Source organism: Hymenobacter coccineus, from assembly GCF_001816125.1.
Lineage (GTDB): Bacteria > Bacteroidota > Bacteroidia > Cytophagales > Hymenobacteraceae > Hymenobacter > Hymenobacter coccineus.
The window spans coordinates 1-2,132 of the sequence record NZ_MDZA01000245.1; the positions used below are offsets into that span (position 1 = coordinate 1).

Sequence of the window (2,132 nt, forward strand, 5' to 3'; positions counted from 1 at the left end):
GTGGCGGCTGGCGCGGCGGCGGCCTGGTCGGTGCTGGCGCGGGCGGTGGTCAGGGCCTGGTCGTAGCGCTGGCGCGACACGGCATCGGTCTTATAAAGCTCGGCGTAGCGCTGCTCGTCGCGGGCGTCGTTGGCAGCTTGGGCTTGGGCAGCGCGCGCCTGGGCCAGGGCCTGGGCCACGCCGGCTTCGGCGGCGGCCAACTGGGCCTGCTGTTGGGCAATGACGCTGCGCCGGGAAGCGCTGGCCTGCTCGGCGGTGTTGCGCTGGGCGCGGGCGCTGGTCACGGTGGCCTCGGCCTGGGTCAATTGCGCCTGGTAGTCGCGCGGGTCAATCTCCAGCAGCAGGGCCCCTTTCTTCACCAGCTGGTTGTCCCGCACGTACACCTTCAGCACCTGGCCCGCCGCGCGCGGGCTCACCCGCACGGCGTTGCCCTCCACAAAGGCGTCGTCGGTGGTTTCGTGGTCGCTGGCGTACAGGTAATAGCGCACGCCCCAAATGAGGAGCAACACCACCCCAATGGCCACCAGGATGATGAACCAGGTGCGCCGGTAAATGGGCTTTTTGGTGGTGTCGGCGGGCGCATCCTTGGCCTGCGGCTGCGTGCGGCGCGGGTTGTTGCCCACGCGCCGGTCGGGCGCATCCGAGGGGTCGGCGACTTGCCGCCGGGCGGGAGACGTAAGGTTGTTGGCCATTAAGATTTGGTTTCAATATCCGGGTTCTTGTCGGTTGGTCTTCTGAAAGTATTCAACGACAACTACTTATAAGCGAAAAGACTGCGCCGTGCCGGTAGCTGCGGCGAAGTTGAGCCGGGCCGCGCCGTACTGCGCCAGGGCCTGCACCTGCAGGGCGCGGGCGTTGGCCAGGCTGGCCTGAGCTTGCAGCACTTCGAGGTTGTCGGCCACACCGGCCCGGAAGCGCTGGGTGGCCAGCGCCAACTCGCGGTTGGCCAGGTCGAATTGCTCGTCGACGGCCCGCACCTGCTCGGCGGCCAGGCGCCAGCCCAGCAGGGCCGTGCGCACGTCCTGCTCCACCTGGCCGCGGGTGTTGCCCAGCGTCAATTCGGCCTGCCGCTGCTGGCTCGCGGCGGCATTCACGCGGCCCTGGGTGTAGCCGCCGTCGAACACGGGCACGCTCAGCGTCACGCCGTAGGTGCGCGTGGCGCGGTCGTCCTTGAAGGGCGTCACGGCCGACTGGCCATAGTCGCCGGCGGCGCTGATGACAAGGTAGCGGGCAGCGGCGCGGGAGCGGCGGTCCAGGGCCCGCTGCTCGATGGTTTGCTCGGCGATGCGGGCATCGAGGCGGGCGGCCTGGGCGGGGGCCAGGGCCCCTTCCACGGTGGGCAGAGCCTCGGCGCGGGCGGCCAGCGTGTCGGTGAGCACCGTGACGCTGCCCTGGGGCAGGCCCACGGCGCGCTCCAGGTCGAGGCGGTTTTGCTCGGCGTTGGCCTCGGCCTGCACCAGGCGCAGGCGCTGCTGCGAAGCGCGCGCCGCGGCCCGCACCACGTCGATGCCGTTGGCCACGCCCACGTCGCGCTGCTTTTGGGCCAGCTGGCGCAGGGCTTCGGCCAAGGCTAAATCAGCGCGGGCGGCCCGCACTTCCAGGGCGCCGCGCTGTGCGGTGAGGTAGGCCAGGGACACGAACGTAGCCACCTGCTCGCGGGCCAGCTCGGCGGTGAGGTCGGCCACGCGCACGGCGGCGGCGCTGCTCTTGTACTCGCGCATGGCGGCCAGGTTCAGCAGGGCCTGCGAGAAGTTGAGCCGCGCATCAAACGTGTTGAAGGGCCCCACAAACGACGGAATGGTGGGCGCCGCGGCCATGCCCCCAACCGTACCGCCACCGGTGCCGCCGCCCGCGCCACCCGCCGCCATGTCCTGGCTGCCACTGGGGGCCAGGCCCTGCGCGACCAGGTTGAGGGTGCGGTTTTGCTGGTAGGCTGTGCCGCTGAGGTTGGGTAGCAGGAAGGAGCGCACCTGCTGCCGCAGGGCCCGGGCTTCCGTGGCCCGCTCGGTGGCCAGCAGGGTGGTGAGGTTGTTTTCCAAGCCGAGGGCGATGGTCTGGGGCAGGCTGAGCTGCGCCGGGCCACGGCCAGCGTGCGGGCCGCTCCGGTGGCCGTGCCCCCCCAGCATGCCGCC

The 2,132-nt window shown here is 71.0% G+C and carries 2 protein-coding genes; both read right to left on the bottom strand.

Going from position 1 to position 2,132, the window contains the following annotated elements:
• The coding region (locus BEN49_RS14315; RefSeq protein ID WP_125916875.1) for an HlyD family secretion protein at positions 1-692 on the bottom strand (692 nt) is incomplete at its 3' end.
• 66 nt (positions 693-758) lie between these two features.
• Positions 759-2,132 (bottom strand): TolC family protein (locus tag BEN49_RS14320; RefSeq protein WP_141765674.1); only part of this gene is annotated, 1,374 nt, incomplete at its 5' end.